General features: G+C 45.7%; 20 protein-coding genes. 19 read left to right on the forward strand and 1 reads right to left on the reverse strand.

The window, feature by feature from the left end:
- The first annotated feature begins 9 nt into the window (after positions 1–9).
- The 10 genes from MHB46_RS00960 (at position 10) to MHB46_RS01005 (ending at position 9,738) form a co-directional block, all read left to right on the forward strand.
- Positions 10–1,401 carry an amino acid permease gene (locus tag MHB46_RS00960; protein ID WP_076295092.1) on the forward strand — a complete coding sequence of 464 codons (1,392 nt, stop codon included), beginning with the start codon at positions 10–12 and terminating at the stop codon, positions 1,399–1,401.
- A gap of 163 nt (positions 1,402–1,564) precedes the next feature.
- Positions 1,565–2,815 carry a WD40/YVTN/BNR-like repeat-containing protein gene (locus MHB46_RS00965; RefSeq protein ID WP_209942436.1) on the forward strand — a complete coding sequence of 417 codons (1,251 nt, stop codon included), beginning with the start codon at positions 1,565–1,567 and terminating at the stop codon, positions 2,813–2,815.
- Positions 2,816–2,968: 153 nt separating this feature from the next.
- Positions 2,969–3,151 carry a hypothetical protein gene (locus tag MHB46_RS00970; RefSeq protein WP_341161313.1) on the forward strand — a complete coding sequence of 61 codons (183 nt, stop codon included), beginning with the start codon at positions 2,969–2,971 and terminating at the stop codon, positions 3,149–3,151.
- 189 nt (positions 3,152–3,340) lie between these two features.
- On the forward strand, positions 3,341–3,736 hold the full coding sequence (locus tag MHB46_RS00975) for a DUF2500 domain-containing protein (protein WP_013371386.1): 396 nt from the start codon (positions 3,341–3,343) through the stop codon (positions 3,734–3,736).
- Positions 3,737–3,872: 136 nt separating this feature from the next.
- Positions 3,873–4,622 (forward strand): SDR family NAD(P)-dependent oxidoreductase, encoded by a 750-nt coding sequence (locus tag MHB46_RS00980; RefSeq protein WP_341161314.1) that lies wholly within the window; start codon positions 3,873–3,875, stop codon positions 4,620–4,622.
- A gap of 120 nt (positions 4,623–4,742) precedes the next feature.
- Positions 4,743–5,165, forward strand: coding sequence for a cell wall hydrolase (locus tag MHB46_RS00985; RefSeq protein WP_061828283.1), 423 nt, complete (start codon positions 4,743–4,745; stop codon positions 5,163–5,165).
- A 56-nt stretch (positions 5,166–5,221) separates the two neighbouring features.
- Entirely contained in the window at positions 5,222–5,674 is a 453-nt protein-coding gene (gene gerQ, locus MHB46_RS00990; protein WP_341161315.1) for a spore coat protein GerQ, read from the forward strand.
- 388 nt (positions 5,675–6,062) lie between these two features.
- Positions 6,063–7,364 carry a hemolysin family protein gene (locus MHB46_RS00995; protein ID WP_341163672.1) on the forward strand — a complete coding sequence of 434 codons (1,302 nt, stop codon included), beginning with the start codon at positions 6,063–6,065 and terminating at the stop codon, positions 7,362–7,364.
- A gap of 211 nt (positions 7,365–7,575) precedes the next feature.
- Positions 7,576–8,583: a biotin synthase BioB gene (gene bioB / locus MHB46_RS01000; RefSeq protein ID WP_341161316.1), complete on the forward strand. Its 1,008-nt coding sequence runs from the start codon at positions 7,576–7,578 to the stop codon at positions 8,581–8,583.
- A gap of 36 nt (positions 8,584–8,619) precedes the next feature.
- The gene (locus MHB46_RS01005; RefSeq protein WP_061828286.1) at positions 8,620–9,738 is read left to right on the forward strand and encodes a glycerol dehydrogenase; all 1,119 of its coding nucleotides are present in this window, start codon (positions 8,620–8,622) and stop codon (positions 9,736–9,738) included.
- A gap of 439 nt (positions 9,739–10,177) precedes the next feature.
- Here the strand turns inward: MHB46_RS01005 and MHB46_RS01010 are convergent, their stop codons facing one another.
- Positions 10,178–11,410 carry an aminopeptidase gene (locus MHB46_RS01010; RefSeq protein WP_341161317.1) on the reverse strand — a complete coding sequence of 411 codons (1,233 nt, stop codon included), beginning with the start codon at positions 11,408–11,410 and terminating at the stop codon, positions 10,178–10,180.
- A 162-nt stretch (positions 11,411–11,572) separates the two neighbouring features.
- Here MHB46_RS01010 and MHB46_RS01015 point away from each other — a divergent pair, with 162 nt between their 5' ends.
- The 9 genes from MHB46_RS01015 (at position 11,573) to MHB46_RS01055 (ending at position 22,063) form a co-directional block, all read left to right on the forward strand.
- Positions 11,573–11,869, forward strand: a complete 297-nt coding sequence (locus MHB46_RS01015) for a hypothetical protein (RefSeq protein WP_061828288.1) — start codon at positions 11,573–11,575, stop codon at positions 11,867–11,869.
- Between the two features lie 126 nt (positions 11,870–11,995).
- Positions 11,996–12,799 (forward strand): MBL fold metallo-hydrolase, encoded by an 804-nt coding sequence (locus tag MHB46_RS01020; protein WP_061828289.1) that lies wholly within the window; start codon positions 11,996–11,998, stop codon positions 12,797–12,799.
- 137 nt (positions 12,800–12,936) lie between these two features.
- Positions 12,937–13,956 (forward strand): aldose 1-epimerase, encoded by a 1,020-nt coding sequence (locus MHB46_RS01025; RefSeq protein ID WP_341161318.1) that lies wholly within the window; start codon positions 12,937–12,939, stop codon positions 13,954–13,956.
- A gap of 154 nt (positions 13,957–14,110) precedes the next feature.
- Positions 14,111–14,812 (forward strand): FadR/GntR family transcriptional regulator, encoded by a 702-nt coding sequence (locus MHB46_RS01030; protein WP_341161319.1) that lies wholly within the window; start codon positions 14,111–14,113, stop codon positions 14,810–14,812.
- Between the two features lie 98 nt (positions 14,813–14,910).
- Positions 14,911–16,455: a 2-isopropylmalate synthase gene (locus tag MHB46_RS01035; RefSeq protein ID WP_254349604.1), complete on the forward strand. Its 1,545-nt coding sequence runs from the start codon at positions 14,911–14,913 to the stop codon at positions 16,453–16,455.
- 164 nt (positions 16,456–16,619) lie between these two features.
- On the forward strand, positions 16,620–18,008 hold the full coding sequence (gene fumC / locus MHB46_RS01040; protein ID WP_341161320.1) for a class II fumarate hydratase: 1,389 nt from the start codon (positions 16,620–16,622) through the stop codon (positions 18,006–18,008).
- A gap of 199 nt (positions 18,009–18,207) precedes the next feature.
- Positions 18,208–19,674 (forward strand): potassium/proton antiporter, encoded by a 1,467-nt coding sequence (locus tag MHB46_RS01045; RefSeq protein WP_023988873.1) that lies wholly within the window; start codon positions 18,208–18,210, stop codon positions 19,672–19,674.
- Positions 19,675–19,895: 221 nt separating this feature from the next.
- A complete protein-coding gene (locus MHB46_RS01050; protein WP_250271482.1) occupies positions 19,896–21,017 on the forward strand; it encodes a phosphodiester glycosidase family protein in 1,122 nt (373 codons plus the stop codon).
- A 38-nt stretch (positions 21,018–21,055) separates the two neighbouring features.
- The gene (locus tag MHB46_RS01055) at positions 21,056–22,063 is read left to right on the forward strand and encodes a copper amine oxidase N-terminal domain-containing protein (protein ID WP_341161321.1); all 1,008 of its coding nucleotides are present in this window, start codon (positions 21,056–21,058) and stop codon (positions 22,061–22,063) included.
- The last annotated feature ends 8 nt before the right edge of the window (positions 22,064–22,071 follow it).

Genomic DNA, 22,071 nt, shown 5'->3' on the forward strand with positions numbered 1-22,071 from the left:
ATTCGGCATATGGACTTATTTCGAAAAAAAACAGGACTGCTCCCGCATGAGGAAAGCGGATCTACAGGTCGCTTAAAGAGAACAATGGGTGCCTTTGATCTCACCATGCTAGGTGTAGGATGTATTATCGGTACCGGGATTTTTGTTATTACTGGCAAGGCAGCAGCAGAAAATGCAGGTCCTGGATTGATGCTCTCCTTTGTTATTGCAGGTATTGCCTGCGTACTAGCTGCCCTGTGCTATGCGGAGCTTTCATCTACAGTTCCCGCAGCTGGGAGCGCTTATGCGTATAGTTATATTGTATTTGGAGAAATTTTGGCCTGGGTACTGGGGTGGGACCTAATTCTGGAATATGGAGTGGCGGCCGCCTCTGTGAGTAGTGGATGGTCTGCTTACTTTCAAGGCTTGCTGGCTGGATTTGATGTACATTTACCGCTGGCTTTAACCGCAGCCTTCGATTCGACCAAGGGGACCATTATTGATCTACCAGCCGTGTGCATCATTATGCTCATCACATTGTTACTGAGTCTCGGAGCCAAGGAGACGGTCCGATTCAATTTAATAATGGTTTGTGTTAAAGTCGGAGTTGTATTGCTATTTATTGGGATCGGTATCTTTTATGTTAAGCCTGACAACTGGACACCATTTTTGCCTTATGGATTTTCTGGTGTTTTGAGTGCTGCGGCAATCGTATTTTTTGCTTATCTGGGTTTCGACGCCATCTCAACTGCAGCCGAAGAGGTTCGCAATCCGCAACGGAATATGCCCATCGGTATTATTTCTTCTCTAGCGATCTGCACAGTACTGTATATTGCGGTTTCAGTTGTGCTAACGGGAATGGTACCTTATACGCAGTTGGGGGTAAGTGATCCTGTTGCGTTTGCTCTCCGCTTTATTCATCAGGATTTCGTAGCCGGATTGATTTCAGTCGGTGCGATTGCGGGGATGACGACCGTTTTATTGGTGCTCTTGTATGGTCAAACGCGGTTAATTTTCTCCATGTCACGTGATGGCCTTTTACCCGTTTTTTTATCTAAAATAAATGCCAAAACTCAAACGCCAATTCGAAGCACTTGGCTGGTGGGCAGCATTATCGCATTGGCTAGTGGATTGTTCCCGTTACATGCACTGACCAATCTGACGAGTATTGGAACCCTATTCGCTTTTGCTGTGGTATCGGTAGGAGTTATCGTTCTGCGCAAGAAACGCCCTGATTTGAAAAGAGGCTTTACCGTGCCGTGGGTTCCGTTGCTCCCACTTTTAAGTGCTTTGGTTTGCATCGGTCTGATGCTTCAGCTTCATATTAGCACCTGGATTGGATTCATTGTGTGGCTCCTGCTTGGATTGTTGATCTATTTCTTCTATGGATACCACAAAAGTTTGTTGAACCGTAAATCTTAATAAATTCTAGTATAAAAAAAGCCGGCATCCTGCACTTTTGTGAAGGGTCCGGTTTTTTTTGACATTACGCGAAAAGTGTCACATAGAGGCGTTTATGGTATAATTCTGTTTCAGATAAGCTTTTGGCACGTGATTACAGCATGCCATCGAGGGAGGATTTTATATGAAACTGCGCTGGCGTGCGCTCTTGGGGGGAGTACTGCTGCTGACGGGCATTCTACTGACTGCCTGTTCTGCTGAAGCCCCAGATACGTTAACTAAACCTCCGATTGAGGAACCTGATGACCAGGGTCAGACGATTACAATTAATCCACCAGTGACTCCAAAGGTGGGCGATCCTAACGCCAAATATGTAGTACAGACGCGAATAGCGGATTTTCATTTAATTGATAACAATAAAGGGTTAGTTTGGGGAGTTACCCATAATGAGCTCCGGCTTTATGATACTCATGATGGCGGAAAGACATGGAATAATATTTCCCCCTCCGAAAACGTCCAATTTCAAGACAAGCTTGAATATGGAAAAGACATCAGTTTCACTGATTCTCGTCACGGTTGGGTTGTCCGTCAAAATTTGGACAAAACAGCAACCGTCATTCTGAGAACAGCAGATGGAGGACAGAGCTGGGATGTTTCAGCGCTTCCAAGCGGGGACCATGTGAGCTCGATTCAATATGTAAATCCAACTACTGGCTGGATCATGGCATATGTAAATCTGAATGAGCAGGATCAACAAAAACTGTTGTATCACACCACTGACGGAGGAGCCACATGGAATAAAGTTGCGCAAAGTTCGGGTATGACATCCAACAAATCAGGCTCAGGTTTACCCGATCGGGGCAGCCTGGCGGGGATGAGCTTTTCTTCCAACAATCAGGGGTTTGTAGCGATCAATCTGGATAACAGTGTTAAGTTGTACAAGACTTTGAATCAAGGGAAAACCTGGACTCCGGTAGCTAACAGAATACAGGGCTGCCCTCAGGCCAAAGCAGAAGCCCAGCAGTCTCTGAAAGGGAGCAGTGCCTCGTACTGGATTCCGGTTCTTTGCTATGGGGATAAGGCCATAAAATATAACGGACTGTTTACAAACGATACAGGGACACAATGGAACGGTGTGCCTTTGGGTCTGAGTAGCAACATTAATTCTATTATCCCTGGCCGTACGTTTCTAAATGAAAAGGAAGGGTGGATCATAACCGAGACCGGAATGAGCCGTACAATGGATGGGGGGAAGACGTGGACAAGTCTCACAGGCAACAAAGTGCTACCTTTGAAGCTAAAAGACTACCCACGATCGGTTAAGCTCCGTTTCGCTTCTTCTTCGGTGGGTTGGCTTCTTTTGGAACGCCTTGATGACAAGAAGTCACTGCTGCTGAAAACGACGGACGGCGGTGCGAACTGGAGAATTTTATAATCGCTATAAAGGTGATTGCCCTGGGGTGTTTTTCCCAGGGCGTTTTATTTTTAAAAAATTTAAATTTTATACGACTATATGTGAAAAAAATCACAAACTAACGAATAAGCCGCTGTTATACTAAACCTGTAAACAACGATAGGAGTGATAATTATGAGAGCGAATCAGGAACAAATGTTAACCCAATACTACCTTCAATTTTGTTATACTTGCCAGGATGCCTATGGTTGCACGACTGAAGAGGACTGCAAGCAGTGTGCAGAGCGTTACGCTGAAGACGAAAATCATGAAGTTCTGGATGAAACACAACGTTATCTCCAGCTTGTACATGTGTAAATCGATGCATCATTCTGATATCGCCATATCTTGAGCCCTCCCGGATAATTCCGTGGGGGCTCTTGGCGTTCTTAAGGGTTGCTATCAAATTTGGGCAGGAACATACATATACTGTTATAGAAAGCTTAGGTCAGGTCAGGATGCCCGGTAGTTTCCCTGTGAAATGCCTGGCGGAGAGGAGTGCGGTGCATGGGTTTTGAGTCATTATGGATGTTCGATTGGCTGGGCACGGTACTGCCCGTATTTTTCGTTGTCGTGTTGGGTATTGTCGTGTTGTCTGCAGGCAGGGAAGTCATGGAATGGAGTCGGAATAAAAGGCAGCCTGTATTGACGGTCGGTTCCCGAATTACAGCCAGAAGGACACATCTCCAACAGAGGCGGCAGGAGGAACAAGGGACTCGTACCTATACTTTCTATTACGTAACCTTCGAGGTGGAAAGTGGCGACCGGATGGAGTTTAAGGTATCTGGGGAAGAATATGGTCAATGCGCTGAAGGGGATGAGGGACGGCTTACTTTTCAGGGTACAAGGTATATCGGGTTTCAGCGTCTTAATCGCTATAGCTTGGAACAGGTTAAAATGTAGAATTCAGTCTAATTATTTTTTGGATTCATTTACAGCCTTCTGCGAGATGCCAGGGTAGGGGGCTGTAGATGTTTCTTGTACAGTACATTTTGGTACATATATACTAGAACAGTGTAGTTCAGAGGAGGAATGATTTGTGTCATTTGAGGGACAAGTTGTTATTGTAACAGGAGCGGCGCATGGCATCGGGAGAGAGGTCGCTTTTGCCTACGCTGCTCAGGGTGCCCATGTTGTATTTGCCGACTACAATGAGGAGGAAGGTGCCGCAGCCGCTGCAGCGGCCCGGAACGAGGGCTATCAGGCCATTTTTATTCCTTGTGATGTGCGGAAGGAAGAAGATATTGTAGCGCTAATCCGTGCCACGGAAGAAGAATACGGTACGATTCATACGCTAATTAACAACGCTGGCGTGTCCAAATGGAAATTTCCTTATGAGTTAACGATAGCAGAATGGGATGACATTCTGAATACAAACGTACGCAGCTGTTTTATTGCCACTAGGGAAGCAGCTAAGGTGATGAAACGAAACGTAGAAGGTGGCTCTGTGGTCAATATGACCTCTACACGAGCTTTCATGTCAGAGTCGGATACAGAAGCCTACGCGGCATCCAAAGGAGCGATTGGGGCCCTTACACACGCGATGGCCATATCGCTAGGAAAGGACGGGATTCAGGTCAATTGCATCAGTCCAGGGTGGATTGAAACCGGCGATTATGAGAAACTGCGTGCAGAAGACCATCAACAGCATCCGTCTGGGCGAGTAGGAACCCCTAAGGACATCGCACGGGCCTGTCTGTATTTGACACAACCCGGCAATGATTTTGTAACAGGCACGAATCTGGTAGTAGATGGTGGCATGACGCGTAAAATGATTTATGAGCCATAATAAAAGCCTGAATGAGTAGTCCCAGTCTTGGGGCTATTTTTTTATTTTTCTGGACTGTCACCCATTGGGCATTTGTACCATACGATAGGGTATGTGATGGAGAAGCGAGGAGGGGACGCGGTGGCTGTAATCAAGACCAACTCAGAAGATGTAAGGACCCTCGCCCGGCTGATGCGGGCTGAGGCTGAAGGTGAAGGCGAGATGGGGATGCTCATGGTTGGGAATGTCGGTGTGAACCGAATTTTATCCAATTGCCTAGATTTCCGGGGGATACGTCTCATGAATGACATGGTGTTTCAAAGCCCCGGAGGTTTTGAAGCCACTCAGAAGGGGTATTTTTATCAGAAAGCCCGTGATCGGGACATTCGACTTGCCCAGCGTGTAATCAATGGAGAAAAGCTACATCCGGCATCCAATGCATTATGGTTTTTCAGACCAGCAGGAAACTGTCCGGGCACTTGGTATGACCAGACCAATACCGGACGTTTTAAAGCCCACTGCTTTTTTAGCCCGTCTGTACAGGATTGTCCTAATGTATATTAGACACTTTACAGAATGGCTTGAAGAATTAAATTAAAACCATTTTAGGAGGAATTTACATGATTTCACAGCAAGCTTACCGTCCCGTATCTTATGCTTCCGGCAACGGATATCCCGAATGGCCAAGAGGGATGGCTCCAATGGGAACCATGCAGCCTATGACTGGCTTTCCACCTCAAGTAAGTAGTGGCAGCCCTATGACACCAACGGGTACCGTAGTGCAGGTTCAGACTCCGCAATACGAGCAATCATACATCGAAAATATTTTACGCTTGAACTTAGGCAAAACGGGAACCTTTTATATGACCTATGAAAATAACCGGGAATGGAATGCGAAAATATTCAAAGGCATTCTGGAAGCAGCAGGTCGGGATCACATTATTATTAGTGATCCGGCGACAGGCAAACGGACCATTCTGCTGATGCTAAACCTGGACTATGCAACGTTTGATGAGCCATTGTTGTACCAATATCCCGGCGTCATCGGGAATCCGGGTGCCCCGGTTCGCTGATGCCTTCATATATATGAGTCTACATCCTCTGCCAGACGGCAGGGGATGTATTTTGTTTATAATCTTTCTCAAATATAGTAGCTTTCTTGATGGTAAGCAGCGAAAACGAGAGCTTTATGACCTAAATGATAGGGGAGCTGTTTTTTCTGACATTGCTTGTGGTTTGACTGTATAGAGTATAGTTATATAATTAAATATAAGCTGATGAATGATCTAATCATTTATGCGGAATATGGCTTTGGAAGCCGGAGGGAGTGAATGTGTTGGGAAGTTGACGCTGCTTATGATGTGTTATCGTTCTGTCTATGATGAAACTATCCGAAGGAGGTGCGCCTGTCTGCCGTAATGACGGCTGATGGGGAGCATATTGAGTGACCCTTTACCGAGTATGTTTAACTTATTTATTGTTTTTGCATTAGTACTATTGAATGGTTTTTTTGTATCTGCGGAATTTGCCATGGTGAAGGTCAGAGGCAGCCGTATTGAAACATTGGTGGAAGCGGGCAATAAAAAGGCCGTGTACGCCGCCAATATGTTACACAACTTGGACGCTTATTTGTCTGCCTGCCAGTTGGGTATTACACTAGCATCGTTGGGACTAGGATGGATCGGAGAGCCGGCCATCGCACATTTGATCGAACCTGTATTTACAGCCGCTGGATTAGGAGCGGTATATGTGCACGGTACTGCCGTGGTTATTGCATTTATTGTTATTACGATTCTGCATATTGTGTTGGGTGAATTGGCGCCCAAAACGATAGCTATTCGTAAATCTGAGACCATTACGCTGTATTCAGCCATGCTGATGACTTGTTTTTACAAGTTGATGTATCCATTCATATGGGCGTTAAATGGAATGGCGAACAGCCTGCTGCGTTTATTCCGTCTGGAGCCGGTATCTGAAAATGACGATTCCGCGCATACCGGAGATGAAATACGCATTCTGATGAAAGAAAGCAATAAGAGCGGACTAATTGATAATACGGAATTGGCGCTTGTTGATAATATATTTGATTTTACCGACACGACCGCCAGGGAAATCATGATTCCGCGAACTGAGATGATCTGCTTATACAGTAACGAGTCCACAGAAGAAAATCTCACGATTGCGACGGAAAGCATGAGAACCCGTTATCCAATCTGCGCCGAAGATAAGGACCATATTATCGGCTTTATCCATATTAAGGACCTTCTACGGGCGAACACACTGGATACCCGTACGATGATTCGACCGATTCTTGCTGTCCCGGAATCTACGCAAATTAGTGATCTGCTCAAACGCATGCAGCGTAGCAAGACGCAAATCGCCATTTTGATTGATGAATATGGCGGTACATCGGGTATGGTAACACTGGAAGATATTATGGAAGAAATCGTTGGTGAAATTCAGGATGAGTTCGATCAGGAACGTCCGAGTTGTGAGCAGATTAATGACGAGGAATTTTCCATTGACGGCATGTTATTAATTGATGAAGTGAACGATCGCTTTGGACTGGATCTGGATCATGAGGATTATGATACGGTAGGGGGCTGGCTATACTCACATGTCGAGGTTATTCCCCCACAGCCTGGCCAATCTGTATTGTTTGAGGGATGTATGTTCACAGTAGAAGAAGTTGAAAACAAGCGGATTTCACGTATTCGGCTGATAAAACAGCCTATTATCGTGGAAAAAGCAGGAGTCTCATAACGGAATACGGAATAAATCTTGAGAGCGACCTTGAACGATGTGGGGTCGCTTTTTAATTTGCCTCCTTTACAGAAAGGACATGAATTGATATGATGTTCGTGTTATTGTCAACCTAATTATAATCATATGGGTTGACAATAACAAAGAAACTTCCTCTACGTTGAAAATCTTATCCATTTACATGATCATTAAATTTTGGGAGGCAAGAAGTATGAATTTACTAAAAGAGGTTATAGATTGGGGCTTGTTGGCTGAAAAAGCGATCCAAGGCAGCCGTATATCGCTGGAAGAAGGTATGGAGGTACTGGAAGCCGACGATGAGGAATTATTACCGATTATGCAAGCTGCATTTCAGGTGCGACATCACTTTTATGAAAAAAAAGTAAAGCTCAACATGATCATCAATGCCAAAAGTGGCCTGTGCCCGGAGGATTGCGGTTATTGCTCACAATCTATCGTATCCACGGCGCCTGTGAGCAAGTACAGTATGCTGGACAAGGAATCACTGTTGGCTGGAGCTAGGGAAGCAGTAGCGCGGAGAGCAGGGACGTATTGCATCGTAGCTTCCGGCAAAGGTCCAACAGATCGAGAGCTGGATCAGGTGATTGAGGCAGTACAAGAAATTAATCGCACGATGCCGCTCAAAATTTGCGCCTGCTTAGGGATTCTCAAGGGAGATCAGGCACGGCGGTTGGCAGAGGCTGGGGTACATCGATACAATCATAATTTAAATACAAGTAAGGCCAACTATCCTTCGATTACAACCACACATACATACGATCAACGCGTTGAAACTGTGAAAATGGCTCAATCTCACGGAATGTCTCCATGCTCTGGCGTTATTATCGGGATGGGGGAAACGAATGTGGAAATCGTACAAATGGCTTATGCCTTACGGGAGTTAGATGCTGACTCTATTCCGGTTAACTTTTTGAATCCAGTCCCTGGAACCCCGTTGGAAGGAGCAAAGCGAATATCACCTATCCAAGCTTTGAAGGTGCTGGCACTGTTCCGCTTCATCTGTCCATCCAAAGAAATACGCGTTGCAGGTGGAAGAGAGTTGAATTTACGCTCGTTACAACCGCTATGCCTGTATGCAGCGAATTCAATTTTTGTAGGAGATTATTTAACGACAGAAGGCCAAGAGGTCACATTTGATCATCAAATGATTGAAGATCTTGGTTTCGAAATTGAGATGTGTGCCCTTTCAACCGTATAATAGAAATTGTACAAACTTGGAAGGGAGAGTTAAACGATGAGCGAAAAAGTATTTATTAGTCCAGGTAAATATGTGCAAGGGAAAAATGTGATTGATAAAACAGGTGAGTATGTTAAGCCATTAGGTCATACTGCCTTGGTTATTGCGGACAAGCTGGTTTGGGAGATTGCAGCCGACCGCGTAGTAAAAAGTCTGGAACAGGCTGATATTACGGCGGTTAAAATTGAGTTTCAAGGGGAAGCATCGAAAAATGAAGTCAACCGTATTGCGGATCAGGGACGAAGCGCCCAGGTCGATATTGTCATTGGTGTAGGTGGTGGTAAAACGCTGGATACGGCCAAAGCCGTTAATGAACTACTCGGTTCCTCAGTTGTGATTATTCCAACGACTGCTTCTACAGATGCCCCTACTAGTGCACTATCTGTTTTGTACACCGATGAGGGTGCATTTGATACGTATACCTTTTTCAGTAAAAATCCGAGCCTGATCCTGGTGGACACGAAAGTCATTTCTCAAGCGCCGCCCTTGTTCCTCTCCTCAGGCATTGCAGATGCCATGGCAACGTGGATTGAGGTCCGTGCGGTCATTGAAGCTCGCGCAACGACAATGGCTGGTGGTTTGCCTACCTTGGCGGCAGAAGCCATTGCGTCCAAGTGTGAGGAAGTTCTTTTCGATTATGGTCTGCAGGCCTATGAATCCGTAAAACGCAAAGTCGTCACACCTGCGCTTGAAGCGGTAGTCGAAGCCAATACGTTGCTAAGCGGTTTGGGCTTTGAAAGCGGCGGTTTGGCAGGCGCACATGCGATTCACAATGGTTTTACCGTTCTGGAAGGGGACATTCATCACCTGACACATGGTCAGAAGGTAGCTTTTGGCACCTTAGTCCAGCTTGCCTTGGAAAAAAGACCTTTGTCCGAGGTGGAGCGGTATATTGACTTTTATCTAAAACTCGATCTGCCTGTCACGCTGGAAGACATTAAGCTACAGGAAGCTTCCCGAGAGGATTTGTACAGGGTAGCCCAGGCTGCTACCAAAGAAGGCGAAACTGCTCACAATCTACCATTTGCTGTCACAGCGGATGATGTGCTTGATGCGATTTTAGCGGCTGACCAATATTCACTTGCCTACAAGGCTAAAATTGGACATAAAAGCTAACTTCATACGAAATAAAGTAGATTCAAAGGTCGCTGATCAGCGACCTTTTTTCCATTTTTTAACTTGCAACTTATGTTATAAGGTGTATATCTTGGGTCCAATCAACCTTATGTTCCTGTGAGTAAAGTTCCGGGCTGGAGTTGGGCTTTTGTCGTGGTCAGCTTGGTTATAGGATTGCTATTTTCGGGGATTTTCGGTGTGTGTATAGGAATATTGGGCAGCATGTTTTACGTGAAATCATCTTTATCCATGCATCAAACCACCAATCGAAGAGTTGTAAATTGCCTTATTATCTTTTTCATCATCAGCGTGATACAAATTGTTTTTGGAATTGCAGCGAATTCTTGGATTAACACGTTGTAAAATAGATCTAACATAGCCTATAGGAAGAAGCAAGAAGGCTCTCACGCATAAAGCGGTGGGAGCCTTTTTTGCCGTGTTAGATCGCCCAATTTCCTTTACGGAAGATAGGTTCCTCAGTACCGTCCTCGGTAACGCCGTTAATATCCATTTCAGCTGAACCGATCATAAAGTCGACGTGAGTCAGGCTGGAATTCAGGCCGTTGGCAGCCAACTGCTCTTGAGTCATATCCTTGCCGCCTTTAAGGTTAAATGCATAAGCATTACCGATGGCCAAGTGGTTAGAGGCATTTTCATCAAACAACGTATTATAAAATAAAATATTTTTATCAGAGATAGGTGACTTGTGAGGTACGAGAGCAACCTCCCCCAGATAGTGTGAACCTTCATCCATTTCTACGAGATGCTGAAGAGTTTCCAAACCGGTTTCTGCCTGTACATCGACAATACGTCCATTTTCAAAAGTCAATGAAAAGTTGTCGATGATATTTCCGCTGTAGCTAAGTGGCTTGGTGCTGCTGACCTTACCGTTCACTCCCGTTTTGAGCGGAGCTGTAAACACTTCCTCGGTAGGCATATTGGCTACAAAAGTATGTCCCTGTTGGTTGACGCTTTCGGCTGCTACCCATAGATGATCTTTTGCCAACTCGATGGTGAGGTCTGTGCCTGGAGCCAGATAATGCAGCTTTTTATAGCGTTTGGCATTTAAAATATCAGCTTTGCTGGAAAGGGTTTTCAAATGCTCTTTCCACGCCTCCACAGGGTTATCCAGATCCACACGCACGGTGCTGAAAATGGCATCCCACAGTTTATCCATTTGCTCTGAAGCTGGCAGATCAGGGAATACTTTGGCAGCCCACTCTGCTGAAGGATAAGCAATCAGAGACCAACTGAATTTGTCGGCCATTTGATACTCACGATATTGACGTAATTCATGTGACCGCACACGCTGGGCAGCAGTAATTCGGCTGGACGGAATTCCCTGAAGCAAATCCGGATTTTCTGCAATGACATGCAGTACAGCTGCGCCATTTTCGACCTCTTCAGTCATTTCGGCTGCGTACCATTTGGGAGCAATATTAAAAGCTTCATCAGGAGCTAGTTCATACTGTAATCGAGTAATAGTCTCATCACTCCATTTTACTGTAACCAGCTTGGCCCCAGCAGTATACGCTGATTTGACGATAAGTCTCACGAGTTCGGCGGACAAAATTGGTGCATGAACGATGAGTGTCTGCCCAGGATGGACATTGGCGCCGACCCGAACGGCTAACTCGGCATATTTTTGCAATTTTTGTTGAAAATCTGACATGTAACTTTCCTCCATTTCACGAAAAGCCTTAAACAAGGCTTGGGTAACTTGCACAGTTTTTTTGCAAATTCCACACATAGCTTATATATTGTACAATGTAACGAAAAGGTTCACAAATCAGTTTTGGTACTATTTAGTGAAAATGAAAGGGCGGATAGATGAATGACAGAGCAAAATTCACCTCAGGAAGTGAAAGAAGTACATATTCAACAGGCACAAATGACAAAAGATGAGAATGGTGCTTATCTGGGCCAAGTGGTATTTAAAGTAGAGGGACAGAGTTCTGTATATGAAATTACATTCCACAGCAAAAGGGGAAAGGAATGGGATTACAGTCTCCATTTTGCGGGAGAGCCACGGGTGGAGGAAGAGATGCTGCAAATGGATAGCTGGATTGAAGAGAACGATGATTTGTTCGACTATTTGCTAGATACGGCATGGAGCAAATTACCCGAGTAATGTAAACATGGTCTATTTTCGTGACAAGCGGATTATATTTAGCAGTGTCCGCATAATCTGCTGACATGGGGGAAGCCTAAAGGTCGATATTAACAGGAAATTCCATGTGAATAGGAGGGTGAAGCTTTGGCAAATCATCTGTTCACCGAAGGAATGACGGCAAATGAAGAGGCTGCTCCCGATCTCCTGAGCTTACGGACGCTGTTTGTAAATATGTGTTTTATTGGGGAGCCGGGAAGCCGTTCCTGGGTGCTGGTGGATACGGGGATGACAGGATTTACAGACTCGATCATACGCCTGGCAGAGGAACGGTTCACTGGCCCTCCGATCGCTATTGTGCTTACACATGGTCATTTTGATCATGTAGGATCGGTTATTGAGTTGGTACAGCATTGGGGTACACCTGTTTATGCACATCCTTTGGAATTACCTTATTTGACGGGAATGAAGGATTATCAAAAACCTGACCCTAGTGTAGGGGGAGGTTTAATGTCGGGCATTTCCTTCTTATACCCTAATGATGCTATAGATCTCGATGATCGCATCACATCACTGCCCCCAGATGGCAGTGTCCCCGGTGCCCCTGGTTGGAAGTGGCTGCATACGCCAGGACATACACCTGGTCATGTATCGCTTTTTCATGAGCGAAGAAGGTTAATGGTGGCCGGTGACGCTTTTATTACGGTGAAACAGGAATCGGCACTGGCCGTTATTTTACAGGAAAAAGAAATACATGGGCCTCCTGCGTATTTTACGACAGATTGGCAAGCTGCGCAGCGATCGGTGGAAATGCTGGCCAAGTTAAAGCCTGAGATTGCAGTCACAGGACATGGTCATTACATGCATGGTGCTGAGCTGACAGATCAGCTGGAGCGACTGGCGGGAGATTTTGAGCACATGGCTGTACCCAAACAGGGCCGTTATGTGTAGTGATGTGTGAAGGACGATGCCTTGCGGGGCATCGTTTTTTGTGTGGACGTGGAATTTTTTTGCTCAGCATGGTATAGTCAAGCCAAAAGCTAAACGCTTTCATTAAACATCGTCATTTCATCAAGGAGGATTTTTTGATGACACAACAACATGCTGCAATTGGTGATCTTTATTATGGAATACCGGCGATTCGTCTTAAATTTGGACGATATGAAGCAGTTGCCCTGCCGGGAAACGGCGCAAATCTGATTTCTTTTCGTGACAATGAAACGGGATATTCTTTTCTGCGTGAGCCAGATGCTGAGAGCATAGAGGCTTTTAAGCAAAGCCCGTCCGTTTACGGAATTCCTTTCCTGTTTCCTCCGAATCGGTATGAGGATGGAAAATTCCTATGGAATGGTGTTACATATGGGCTGCCGATAAACGAAGAGGCGACCCACAACCATCTGCACGGCTTTTTACACACTGTTCGGTGGGAGGTTGAGGACTACGGTTCTGGGGAGCAAGGTAGCTATGTGGTAATGAATCAGCATGTAAGGGAAGGACATCCCATGTTCCGCTATTTACCCTTCACCTTTACCATGAAGTTAACGTACAGCCTGGACGAATTTGGTCTGCATCAGCGTTATGTGATCCATAACGAGGGCGATCAACCGATCCCCAACTTATTTGCCTTTCACACAGCGATTCGCGTTCCGTTCGTACCCGATAGCTCGCCTGAGGATTACAAGATTAAGGTCACAATCGGTGAGCGTCGTGAGCTGACGGAACGGTTGTTGGCCACAGGTCAGTTCCAGCCTTTATCTCCGGAAGAGGAACTGCTGAAGACGACGGGAGTTAGTCCTTATTTTGCCTCTATGGATAATCATTACACGGCAGCTCCGCAAAATGGACGCAACTACATGGAACTGACACACAGTAAGACAGGTGCTACCCTCGTATACGATGTAGGCACAGCTTATAAGCATTGGATGATCTGGAATAACAAAGCGAACAAGGAATTCATCTGTCCTGAGCCGCAAATGAACATGATCAATGCACCGAATCGTCTGGACCTGCCAGCAGAGGAGATCGGATTGATTGCACTGGCTCCAGGCCATATTTTTGAAGCAACCAGCCGTTTGTATTGTATTACACCTAATAAATCGAAATCCTAACATTTAAATTTATCCTTATAGGCCTGTATCGTGTCCAACGGTACAGGCTTTATTTGGGTATGTAAGCACAGGTAAGGACCAATGGGGAAGGAGGACGAAAAAGGTTGCAGAATGACAAGCAGTCGTAGTATGATACGAAACAGGAGATGATCAGATGAATTTTCCTTTTCAAGCCGTCAAACGCAAGCAAATCGCCGATGAAGTGGCTGAACAGCTGCAACGAAAAATTGCTGCTGGTGAATGGAATGTGGGCACTAAGATTCCAACCGAGCCTGAGCTCATGAAGCTATTCGGAGTCGGGCGATCTACAGTACGTGAAGCGGTTAGCGTTCTGGTGCATGCCGGTCTATTAGAGAAAAAGCAAGGACACGGAACTTTTGTCTGCCAACCGACGACTTCTCAAGAGCCATTGGATTACCGTCTAAGCCGTGCTGAAATTATTGAGGTTTATGAAGTGCGGAGTGTGTTGGAACTAGAGATTGCCAGATTGGCTGCATTACGTCGTAATGACGAGGATTTACGCTTAATGCGTGCGGCGTTGGACCGTCGTGCTGCAACTTTGGCCGCTGGAGATTTGACTGGGTACCTAGATGCGGATATCACTTTTCACTTGGCTGTTGCCGGAGCTACACGCAATAAGGTGCTTACAGACGTATATGGCAGCTTTGTAGAGGCCATCCGCAAGGCGTTGAACAATCTCATTACCGATCCAGCGATGCAAAATCATTTTACTCTGCAGCATGAAAAAATATATGAAGCAATCCGGGATCAGGATGGCAAGGCTGCCGAACTTTATAGCATTCAACATTTGGACGGCACCAAGCTGGAGCTGCAAAAGCATATGGGAAGTTTATAATTTTTTTATCCTTAAACATCAGATGATCAGATGAATATGATGATCTTTGAGCCTTTTACTTGAGCATCTCCTAAAATCAAACCAAAGGTGGTATCTGTATGCGCAAAATATGGGTGTTGGACACAACGTTAAGAGATGGAGAGCAATCACCAGGAGTTAGCTTAACCAGCACAGAAAAGGTGGAAATTGCTCTTCAGCTGCAAAAATTAGGCGTAGATCGGATTGAGACCGGCTTTCCAGCAACCTCGCCTGGTGAGATTATCAGCATGCAGGAGATTGCCAAACAGGTTACACAAGCAACACTGGTTGGTTTTGCACGCTCGAAAGAACAGGATATTGATGCAGTCAGAGAGGCGCTACGAGGAGCTGAGGATACCTGTCTTCATTTGTTCCTGGCTACCTCACCCATTCACCGCCAACATAAGCTGCGAATGGATAAAGCGAAAGTATTAGAGACCGCTGCTGCTGCCATTCGTTATGGACGCAAGTATTTCAGCAAGGTAGAATTTTCAGCAGAGGACGCCAGTCGTACCGAGCTGGACTTTATTTGTGAAGTCGTGGATATGGCGATTCGTGCTGGAGCGACAGTCGTCAATTTACCGGATACGGTGGGATATGCCTCGCCGGATCAGTTCGGTGAAATGTTTAGAATTGTAAAGCAACAAGTGCCCGGTATCGAAAAAATACAACTTAGTACACATTGTCATGATGATCTTGGCATGGCAACAGCTAACACGCTGGCGGCCATCCGTAATGGTGTAGATCAATTTGAAGGTACCATCAATGGAATCGGTGAGCGAGCCGGAAATACACCTATCGAGGAAGTTGCACTGGCCCTTGATACCAGAACCGAGCTTTATGGTGCACAAACGAGTCTGGTTTTGGAGGAGCTGTATGCCACCAGTCGTCTGGTGAGCAAACGTACGGGGATGTCGGTACCGGGAAACAAGGCCATTGTTGGAGCCAATGCGTTTGCTCACGAGTCCGGTATACACCAGGACGGAATGCTTAAAGAGCGTACAACGTATGAGATCGTGTCCCCTGAGCGTATTGGGCTGAAGACGAGTAAACTTGTGTTGGGCAAGCACTCGGGTCGACATGCATTTAAAGAAAAACTGGCGGACATGGGGTTTGATGCTTTGACGGAGGAACAGCTGCAAGAGGCGTTCCGCAAATTCAAGGCCTTGACGGATAAGAAAAAACAGGTGCTAGATGAAGATTTGCACGTCCTGATGGACGAAAGCCGCAATGCCTCACCTCAAATGTACACACTGGATTCCATTCAGGTGTCTTATGGCAATCAGTCGGTTCCAGTCGCATCCATTCGGTTGAGTAAACAAGATGGGACAGCAATTGATGAAGTAGCAATGGGTAACGGTTCTGTAGATGCGATTTTCCATGCTATAGACAAGGCCAGTGGTGAAGAGGTGGAGTTGGAGGATTATTCGATCCAATCTGTAACATATGGCAAAGATGCGTTGGGGGAAGTACACGCTATTTTGAGGCAAGGTGAGTACACAGCTCTGGGAAGAGGCACAAGTACTGATATTTTGGAAGCTAGCGCCAAAGCTTACATCGATGCGCTGAACAAGCTACTGGGCAGAAAAGAAGTCCATGGCAAAAGCAATATCACCATTAGTTGAACCTAGTAGCCATGCTTGTAAATGAAATTTCCTTTCGCCTCCTCTGGCCGCATCGTAAAAAAGCGCTTGCAAAATAAATGATAACATTTGAAATTTAATGTATAATAGGCAAGAGAGAGCACCATATTTTGTCTGAATTACATAGGCCAAGAGGAGGAAATGAGTTGAACTACCGCATCGAAAAGGATACGTTGGGCGAAATCAAGGTACCGGCAGACCGTCTGTGGGGAGCGCAAACACAGCGCAGCAAGGAAAATTTCCCGATTGGCTCGGAGAAAATGCCATTAGAGGTCATACAGGCGTTTGCGGTGCTTAAAAAAAGCGCGGCGATCAGTAACTATAAGCTGGGTAAGCTATCACAGGAGAAGCAGGACGCCATTATTTATGCAGCGGACGAAATTCTCGCAGGGCGGGTTGATGACCATTTCCCGTTGGTTGTATGGCAGACAGGAAGCGGTACGCAGTCCAATATGAATGTAAATGAAGTGATTGCTCATCTGGGAAGCCAATGGTTACAAGAGCAGGGAAAAGATACGAAGCTGCATCCCAATGACGATGTAAACATGTCGCAAAGCTCAAATGATACGTTTCCTACGGCGCTTCATGTAGCGGGTGTCATTGCAGTGGAGGACCGTTTGTTGCCTGCCATTGATAAGCTGAAAGAGACTTTTCAACAGAAGTCAGAGCAATTCAAGGATATTATAAAAATTGGGCGAACCCATTTACAAGATGCGACACCGCTTACGCTGGGTCAGGAAATAAGCGGCTGGTATGCCATGCTGGACAAGAGCAAGCGAATTATCATCGACACGGTGCAATACATGAAGGAGCTGGCGATTGGCGGAACCGCGGTGGGGACAGGAATTAACGCTCATCCAGAGTTCGGCTCCCGAACCTCTGCGGAAATTTCCAGTTTCACTGGCAAAACGTTCACTTCCGCACCCAATAAATTTCATGCACTGACCAGCCACGATGAAGTGGTGGCCGTACATGGAGCAATCAAAGCGCTCGCTGCCGATTTGATGAAAATCGCCAATGATGTTCGTTGGCTGGCAAGTGGTCCGCGTAGCGGCTTGGGCGAAATCACGATTCCTGCTAACGAGCCAGGTAGCTCCATCATGCCAGGTAAGGTGAATCCGACTCAGAGTGAAGCACTGACGATGGTCGTTACGCAAGTAATGGGTAATGATGCAGCTATCGGCTTTGCTGCGAGTCAGGGTAATTTTGAACTGAACGTGTTTAAGCCAGTAATCATCTACAATTTTTTGCAATCTGTTCATCTGCTGGCCGATTCCATGATTGCTTTTAATGACAACTGTGCGATCGGCATCGAGCCTGATCTCGTTAAAATTGAGCACAATTTGAATAATTCGCTGATGCTGGTGACGGCATTGAATCCACATATCGGATATGAAAATGCCGCTAAAATCGCCAAACTTGCACATGCAGAAGGACTGTCTTTAAAAGAAGCGGCACTCCGCAGCGGACTGTTGACTGAAGAACAGTTCGATCAATATGTTGTACCTGCGCATATGATTCATCCTAAAGCCTAAAGCACGACGATTATCTCTGCTCAAGCCTTATAAAAAATATACAAACCAGCTCATCGAGTGCGATTTAGCACAGACCATGAGCTGGATTTTTTGTTTTCTCATATATTTTTTTACTTAAGATTAGTATTCTGTGTGATTTGAGGGTATATAGATAGAAGGCGAAAAATTGAACATCCATTTTCAAGATAGGAGAAGCCGTATGGAACAGACAACCCTTATAAATTTGATTGTGCTTTTGCTTTCCAGCTTGCTGCTGGTCGGTGTGCTGACTACCAAATTTTCCAGCCGTTTCGGTATGCCTGCGCTCGTTTTGTTTATTGCCGTAGGTATGGTGCTCAGTCAGTTTATTTATTTTGATAATGCCTTTATCACACAGCTGGTGGGCATTCTCGCGCTCATTGTAATCTTGTTTGAAGGCGGGATGCAGACAAAGTTTGCAGACGTTAAGCCAGTTATTCGACCTGCGTTATCATTATCAACGTTAGGGGTCATCATTACGACCGTAGTCATTGGCGTATGCGCCAAGTTTATTTTAGGCGTAAGCTGGATGGAATCCATGCTGTTTGGCGCTATTGTCGGATCGACCGATGCGGCAGCCGTGTTTTCCGTTCTAGGAGGTAAAAACATCAAAAAACGAATTACCTCGACGCTCGAAGCGGAATCCGGCAGTAATGACCCGATGGCTGTATTTCTCACGGTAACATTGATTGAGCTGATACATCACCCTGAGCAATCCATTTGGATACATATCTTGTTGTTTTTATGGGAAATGGGTTTTGGTTTAGTCGTTGGTTTTGTACTCGGACGTATAGGTGTATATGCGATTAATAAAATGAATTTTGATTCATCCGGTTTGTATCCTGTAATGGCGCTGGCATTTGCAGTCTTGACGTATGCGGCGGCATCGTTACTGGAGGCAAGCGGATTGCTGGCGGTTTATGTCATGGCCATTGTCTTGGGAAATTCCGACTTGACCTACAAGCGATCCATTATTCATTTTAACAATGGTTTCGCCTGGATGGTGCAGATTATGATGTTTGTCCTGCTCGGCCTATTGGTCTTTCCCGATCAATTGCTGGGCATTGCGTGGCAAAGCTTGGCGCTCTCCTTCATCCTCATGCTCGTGGCTCGTCCAATAGGCGTGTTCCTAAGCTTGCTTTTTTCCAGGTACTCTGTGCGCGAGAAGACACTGTTATCCTGGGCAGGACTGCGGGGGGCGGTACCTATTGTACTAGCAACCTATCCTTTACTGGATGAGATGGATGTAGGACCCTTGTTTTTTAATGTTGTATTTTTCGTCGTGCTCACCTCTGCGATCATTCAAGGTACCACTATTTCGTGGCTAGCGGTGAAGCTTGGCTTGATGGACCCTAACGAAACATCGTCTCCTTCATTGCTGGAATTAGTTTCTCTGGGGAAAACCACTTCGGAAATCAACCACATTCAGGTACAAAAGGGGATGTCGATAGCGGGCAAAGCGATTCAGGATATACAGTTGCCTGAAGATATTTTATTCACAGCCATAATTCGGAACGAGCAAATTATTGCCCCTAGAGGCACTACTGTAATTGAACCAGGCGATACATTGTATGTGCTTAGTCCCAAACTCAAGCGACAGCAGATGAAAGAACTGTTCATGCTACTCGAACCAGAGGCTGCTCCGTAAAAAGCGTAGAGTACCCTTAATTACAGTCCTTCACATTCATGTGGAGGACTTTTTCCTGTGTTTTTTTCAGAGTGGATGAATCTGTTAAAAAATTGACACTATCATTCTACAAAATTAGTTTATGATATTGTCGTTAGATGTCGCTGCCTATCGTTACGGATCATTTGATGGGCAATAGTGATGAATAAGATAGAAGTCACCAATAACAGGAGAGATGATAAATGAAACCGGAAGTCTTGCCACAGCGTGCAGCAGCTCGCAGGCAGAAAAATAGAAAAAAGAAACGAAAAGGAAAATTCGGTCGCTTTATACTGCGACTTTTTATTGTATTCCTGTTAGCAGGAATAGGGGGTGGTGCGTGGTTGTTCTTAACGTCATCTGGCAAGGACATGCGCTATTTGGCTGCGGATACGCTGATCACCACCCAACATCGTCACTGGGCGAAGTACTTTATCGGTGAAGCAGAGGCGAAAAAACGTGTGGCTGAATATTCGGCCCGTTTTGAAGCGATGGGTGAGGAGAAGGACAGACACACAATCAATTTGCCTGATCTGATACCGACCAAAGTACAACAAACGCCGCTGGTTGAAGTGGAAGAGGTATCGGGCCGTAACTATCATGGCTATGTTATGACGGTTCATGACCCCACTAAAATTCGGCTCGGGGTTCCTGCCAAGGTCGGCCGGGGAGAAAGGGTATCTAGTATGGTCGAGCGTTTAGGGGCTGTTGCTGGCGTAAATGGCGGTGGCTTTGCCGATCCCAACTGGAATGGGAATGGTTTTAAACCGATTGGCGTTGTCATTTCCCAGGGAGAGATATACTACAATGATATGGGCAAAAATGCCTCTGTTCAAATCGTAGGTATTGATAAACAGGGAAAAATGATAGCCGGTCACTATTCGTTGTCCGAGTTGTCCAAAATGAATGTGCAAGAAGCGGTTACTTTTCAACCACGCCTAATCGTGAATGGGAAAGGTTTGATTCGCAATGCAAGCGAGGGGTGGGGAATCGCTCCCCGTACCGCAATGGGGCAAAGAGCAGACGGGGCCATTATATTCGTGACCATCGACGGTCGTCAGCCTGGGTACAGCATTGGTGCCAACTTGTATGATATGCAAAATATTTTGCTTAAACATGGAGCGGTTATCGGTGCTAATCTGGATGGAGGTTCTTCAACGGTGCTCGTCAAGGATAATGCCATTGTAAACAAGCCTTCTTCTGAATACGGAGAGCGGTATTTGCCGACTGCGTTTCTCGTATTTGAGCATCCAGAGACCGTTAGTATCCCGAACATATGGGAAGGTTTGAATCCTGGAGACATTGACGCAGCCAAAAAGAGATAGATCAGGAATGAACAAGTTCATTAAGTGAACGGAGACTGATGATGAAGCTAAAACGAGCAGAATTTCAGCGATTGTTTGTCGCCTTGTTAATGCTATCCTTACTCTCGACCACAATGCATCAAGCGGTTGCCGAAGCTGCTGAACAGGGTGCCATAGCGTCTCAATCAACGCAGTTCATAGATATTGTTATAAACGGTCAACCTATAGACAGCAAGGCTAAGCTTCTACTGATCGACGGAAAGCTCATGGTTCCGCTTAAACCTTTCGCCGAAGCTGTGGGTGCAACCTACCATTGGGATGTCAAAAAGAAGCAGGTCACGCTACAAAAGTGGGCAGAACCCTTGGTTCTTAAGGAGCGATCACGTAAGAACCAGCAGCAACTTACCTTTGAAGTTGTAAGTAAAGAAGTATATATACCTCTGAGAGATGTTTCGCTTGATTTAGGTTATACGTTGGAGAAGACAAATACACAGATTCAGATTCAGCCTCCGATTCACGGTAAACTAAAAGAACAAATATATGAGGGAGATCTCGTGGCAGCACGCGAAGCGTTAATCCGCATAAACAGAAGTTCTGTCCATCCTTATATAGAAGCACACCGTCCTAACACTGAGCTTCTGTCCAGTGTTTACATGTTCCCCCAAGGTGAAGCATTACGGTATTTTACAGTGAACGGGGATGTGCTGAGTCTGGTTGAAGTGAAGGACGGTTTTCCGATTGTCACCTATCAAGGGTATGTGGGAGCTCCCTTTGATAAAGAATTTACAATGGAATACGACCCGCTGGGGCGTTTTTTGGAGAATAAAGCCAAAAATCAGTGGGGAACTTATCCGAAAATAAATAAGCCGCTGATCTACGAGTTCACTACAGGATGGGGAGACAGCAGTACCACTTTCTATGGGCGTATTACTACGGATAAAAAAGAAGAACTGCTGGGTACTACTGGTGATCCGATAACTGGACTCCCGGCCGATACCAAACAAATTATGAAAACCTTCAAGCTACCGTGGGAATCGCGTACAGATGTCCAGCAGGCGATGGAATAAGTTAAGAG

Source organism: Paenibacillus sp. FSL H7-0703 (genome assembly GCF_038003485.1).
Classification (GTDB): Bacteria; Bacillota; Bacilli; order Paenibacillales; family Paenibacillaceae; genus Paenibacillus; species Paenibacillus polymyxa_B.

Coding starts and splice junctions, on each gene's coding strand:
- MHB46_RS00965 (WP_209942436.1), top strand. CDS start 1,565: ATGAAACTGCGCTGGCGTGCGCTCTTGGGGGGAGTACTGCTGCTGACG.
- bioB (WP_341161316.1), top strand. CDS start 7,576: ATGAATTTACTAAAAGAGGTTATAGATTGGGGCTTGTTGGCTGAAAAA.
- gerQ (WP_341161315.1), top strand. CDS start 5,222: ATGATTTCACAGCAAGCTTACCGTCCCGTATCTTATGCTTCCGGCAAC.
- MHB46_RS01015 (WP_061828288.1), top strand. CDS start 11,573: ATGACAGAGCAAAATTCACCTCAGGAAGTGAAAGAAGTACATATTCAA.
- MHB46_RS01045 (WP_023988873.1), top strand. CDS start 18,208: ATGGAACAGACAACCCTTATAAATTTGATTGTGCTTTTGCTTTCCAGC.
- MHB46_RS01035 (WP_254349604.1), top strand. CDS start 14,911: ATGCGCAAAATATGGGTGTTGGACACAACGTTAAGAGATGGAGAGCAA.
- MHB46_RS01055 (WP_341161321.1), top strand. CDS start 21,056: ATGATGAAGCTAAAACGAGCAGAATTTCAGCGATTGTTTGTCGCCTTG.
- MHB46_RS01010 (WP_341161317.1), bottom strand. CDS start 11,410: ATGTCAGATTTTCAACAAAAATTGCAAAAATATGCCGAGTTAGCCGTT.
- MHB46_RS01005 (WP_061828286.1), top strand. CDS start 8,620: ATGAGCGAAAAAGTATTTATTAGTCCAGGTAAATATGTGCAAGGGAAA.
- MHB46_RS01050 (WP_250271482.1), top strand. CDS start 19,896: ATGAAACCGGAAGTCTTGCCACAGCGTGCAGCAGCTCGCAGGCAGAAA.
- MHB46_RS00960 (WP_076295092.1), top strand. CDS start 10: ATGGACTTATTTCGAAAAAAAACAGGACTGCTCCCGCATGAGGAAAGC.
- MHB46_RS00970 (WP_341161313.1), top strand. CDS start 2,969: ATGAGAGCGAATCAGGAACAAATGTTAACCCAATACTACCTTCAATTT.
- MHB46_RS00995 (WP_341163672.1), top strand. CDS start 6,063: ATGTTTAACTTATTTATTGTTTTTGCATTAGTACTATTGAATGGTTTT.
- MHB46_RS01025 (WP_341161318.1), top strand. CDS start 12,937: ATGACACAACAACATGCTGCAATTGGTGATCTTTATTATGGAATACCG.
- MHB46_RS01030 (WP_341161319.1), top strand. CDS start 14,111: ATGAATTTTCCTTTTCAAGCCGTCAAACGCAAGCAAATCGCCGATGAA.
- MHB46_RS00975 (WP_013371386.1), top strand. CDS start 3,341: ATGGGTTTTGAGTCATTATGGATGTTCGATTGGCTGGGCACGGTACTG.